This window comes from Candidatus Cryosericum terrychapinii (genome assembly GCF_003570925.1).
Classification (GTDB): domain Bacteria; phylum Caldisericota; class Caldisericia; order Cryosericales; family Cryosericaceae; genus Cryosericum; species Cryosericum terrychapinii.
Map to the genome: position 1 here is coordinate 13,848 of NZ_QXIS01000010.1, position 3,565 is coordinate 17,412.

Sequence of the window (3,565 nt, forward strand, 5' to 3'; positions counted from 1 at the left end):
GCTGACACTGTACCCATCTGCCCGCCGGCATCCACAAGCTCGGGAAGCTGGTCCCGACGTGCCCTGAACATGTGCCACCGCCAGCTGTTGTCACTGCGGGGCCAGTTACGTGCGGGATAGTCGAACGGGATGTGACCTATCTGTGATGCCACCGAGTCGACGTACCGTCCTGTCAGTCTATAGCAAAGATACCCCGAAAGGAGTAACCACTTGCTCGTTCGGGCCCATACCTCGGGCTCGTTCTCGACCATCCAGTTGTCTTTGCCCTGACGTCGCGTGATCTCTGCAGCAAGTGTCATACCTGTGACTCTGAATTGCAGCCGGTCCACGAGAGGCATCGGGTCGTCGCAACGAGCCATGCGCTGATCCAGCCACGTGATAGCGGGCCGCACGGGGATGCCGTCGGCGTCCACGGCAACGACGGTGTCACGCTGAGTGGTCAGCGCGACAGCTCCAATATGGCTCCACAGTTCAGGCGCGTCTTCCCGCAGTCCCTGCACTGCCAGGCACGTATCGCGCCAGTAGTCTTCGGCCTTGTGTTCAGCATATCCGGGGGCCGCCGACAAGTAGGGCTCGAATTCAACCTTGTGTTTAGCCACCAAGTGTCCCTCATCATCGAACAGCAGACCTCGAACGCTCTGCGTGCCACAATCAATCGCCAAAACGAGACGGTCTCCCATCGCAATCCTCCCCTCCAACCGGGTCCGGCGGACTCGGAGCCACTATGCGAATTATGCGTACCGCGACAAGACCTCGGCCACCGGCGGGATGAAGTCCTTTTTGCGAGAGAGCACTCCATCGAGGATGGCATGTCCATCTTCCATGCGCACGTCAAATGCCTCTTCAAACGCCTCGACAGGCCCGGCGACGATCAGATATGATCTCCTGCTCAGAGGATCCGTGGCCAGAAATGCCACCATGGCGAGCCCCATGCGTGCCCGCACATCCCTCATCGCCTGCTTGAATTCAGACTCCCGTTCCCGGATGCGGTCGAAAGAAAACACGACGGCCTGAGAGACGCCGATGCGTGTGTCGAAGAGCTCAACTTCCTTGAAGTCCCGCATCAGAACCTCTGTCGCAGGAAGGTCCTTGAACATCACAGAACCGTTCTGAAGCAGCTCGAGACCAAATGCTTCCGCGTCGATGCCAATGGTCACCGCGAGTCGCCGCACGGCGCGGACGTCCTTTGGCGTAGTCGTCGAGAGGTTGAGGTTCATCGTGTCTGAGAGAATGCCCGACATCAGGAGCCCGGCCACCGACTTCGGCATGAAGACCCCGTTCTCCGTACACAGTTCAGCAACGATCGTGCAGGTGCTCCCGACCGGCTCGTTGTGAAAGTAGATGGGGCGGAAGGTGGAGATGTCGCCGACACGGTGATGATCGATGATCTCGAGGATATCGGCCTCCTCCACGCCATCGACAGCCTGCAATGTCTCATTGTGGTCCACGAGGACAACCTTTTTTCGCGAAAACCGGATGAGGTCGGAACGGGTCACAATGTTCACCGGATGATGCAGTGCATCAAGAACCACGGCACAACGGGCGGACGAGTCAAGCACCGCCTTCTTTGCTCTCTCCAGCGTATCTGTCATACTTAGCAAGGGGACGGTGCCTTCCATGAATGCAGACACCGGAATCGATGACCAGAGAGCCCGCAACGCCTGTGTCACTGTCATGTCCGTCTCGAGAACAAGGTTCAGGTGGGACGGCCACTGTGCCTCGGTTTGCGCCATAGTGGCGGTGCCAGTGACAATCAGGGTGGAAGCGGTCGAACACGCCGCCAAGACGTCCTGGGAGGGTATCCCGTCAGAGATGATAATGGTGACATCCTCAGATCCCGGCGCAAGACGCCCCACCGAACCGGTGACAACAAGCAATCGCCCCTTCAGCTCCGCGGATTCGCCGGTATGGAGGACGATCCTGGCTGACAGCTGTCGCACAAGGGTATCGAGTTCCACCGCATAAGGAAGGACGTCGGCATGCTCAAGCTGGTCGGCGTACGCGGTGGCAATATCGACGGCATCCACGACACCTCGTACAACCAGTGCATCGTCGACGACCGGGAGCGAATGGATATGGTTCTCCTTCATGAGAATGGCAGCCTTCCCGACGCGGGTGGAGGGGGCGACTGTCACGAGGCGCTTCCGGGGAATGTCCTGAACCTGTGGCATCAGTGATCTCAAGAGCGGCGGCACACGGAACCCGAAGCGCTCCAGGACAAAGCGGGTCTCATCGTTGAGATCTCCTCCACGAACGGCGGTATAGACGCGGGAAGGATCCGTACGATTCTTGTAGAACGCGTAGCCAAGAGCAGAGCAGATGGAATCCGTATCCGGGTTCTTGTGCCCGGTGACAATGACTCTCTGCCGCATGTCAGCTACTCGTTTCGTCCTGGACGACCTGGACTGCTTCAGGCCCCGGAGGTGCCTGCATGTCCCCGGCAAGCTGGGCCGACCGCTCCGAGCGGAGAGCCAGGTTCGTTCTGTGGAGTGTCGTCCACTGGAACTTGTACGGCTCCTCGCCTCGCATGAAATCCAGCTCGTGACAACCTTCGTGAAATGACTGCTCTGCAAGTGATACCAGCACCATGCGCCCAAGCGAATACTCTGCGTACCTGGGTTCATATTGGGTATTCCACATATACACGACTCCCTGCCAGTGGTAGGCGAGCATGAATGCGAGCAGTGCGTTCCCGCTCCTCAGCTCGCCTACGCGCAGCTGGTTTCGCCGGCCCATGAGTGGAAGCACTTCTCGAAGAAACTCCTGGTCCGGATGGTTGAGGAACGGGCTCCGGTGGCCGTCGACTGACCGGCGCTCACCGGACAATGCAACAACCTCGTCCACAAACACGCTATCGACCTCTCTACGATCGACGTATCGCAGCTCCAATCCCTCTATACGCCCATCGCTACGACTGTTCCATCTGTTCAGTTTGTTCCGAACCTCATGCCGGAATCCCTTGCCCATTGTGGCATAGAACGCCTCCCAGCCGCCTTCGATGGGCAGGTACGGGCATTGCACGGTCGTCTGCCACACAGCAGAGACACTGCCCGCCTCGATCGCGCGGTCCAGAAGCGCCTTGTTGGGCGACTGAGCCGGGACCTCCTCGAGATCCAACCCGTCCCAGGACGAACGAAGGTCCAGCAGAGCTGAAACAAGAGCTTCCGTCACATCTGGGCGATCCCGGGGAGTAATAAGACCTGCGTAGTCCGACAGTCCTTGTCCCAGGAAATGCAGGTCCCTGGGTTCCGTGGTCCCATTGCCAACATACAGCGGAGCAAGGCCAACGGGCACGCCGTCTTCGTATGCTGCAATGAGCAGTAGTCGCCTATCCGCACCAAAGTACTTCCACCACGTGAACAGCCATTCGAACGTCGAATGACATGTATTAGCGGCACTCTGCACAACGATCCGGTTCCAGAACGGTTCCAGCAGAGCAAACGCAGAGCTGTCTTCGATGAGCCTCGTTTCCACAGAAGTCCTTCCTCTCAGTCCTGGCATATCATTCTCAGAGCAACAGTCACGCTGCTGCCAGATATGGTGCGGGTTCACAGTTACCATGGTA

3 protein-coding genes are annotated in these 3,565 nt (G+C 58.6%); all 3 read right to left on the bottom strand.

What is annotated here, in order from left to right:
• The coding region (locus tag SMC7_RS07340) for a xylulokinase (RefSeq protein WP_207798694.1) at window positions 1-680 on the bottom strand (680 nt) is incomplete at its 3' end.
• 51 nt (window positions 681-731) lie between these two features.
• Window positions 732-2,372 carry a putative manganese-dependent inorganic diphosphatase gene (locus tag SMC7_RS02065; RefSeq protein WP_165845058.1) on the bottom strand — a complete coding sequence of 547 codons (1,641 nt, stop codon included), beginning with the start codon at window positions 2,370-2,372 and terminating at the stop codon, window positions 732-734.
• Window position 2,373: 1 nt separating this feature from the next.
• On the bottom strand, window positions 2,374-3,474 hold the full coding sequence (locus tag SMC7_RS02070) for a GNAT family N-acetyltransferase (protein WP_165845059.1): 1,101 nt from the start codon (window positions 3,472-3,474) through the stop codon (window positions 2,374-2,376).
• Between the last annotated feature and the right edge of the window lie 91 nt (window positions 3,475-3,565).

Coding starts and splice junctions, on each gene's coding strand:
- SMC7_RS02065 (WP_165845058.1), bottom strand. CDS start 2,372: ATGCGGCAGAGAGTCATTGTCACCGGGCACAAGAACCCGGATACGGAT.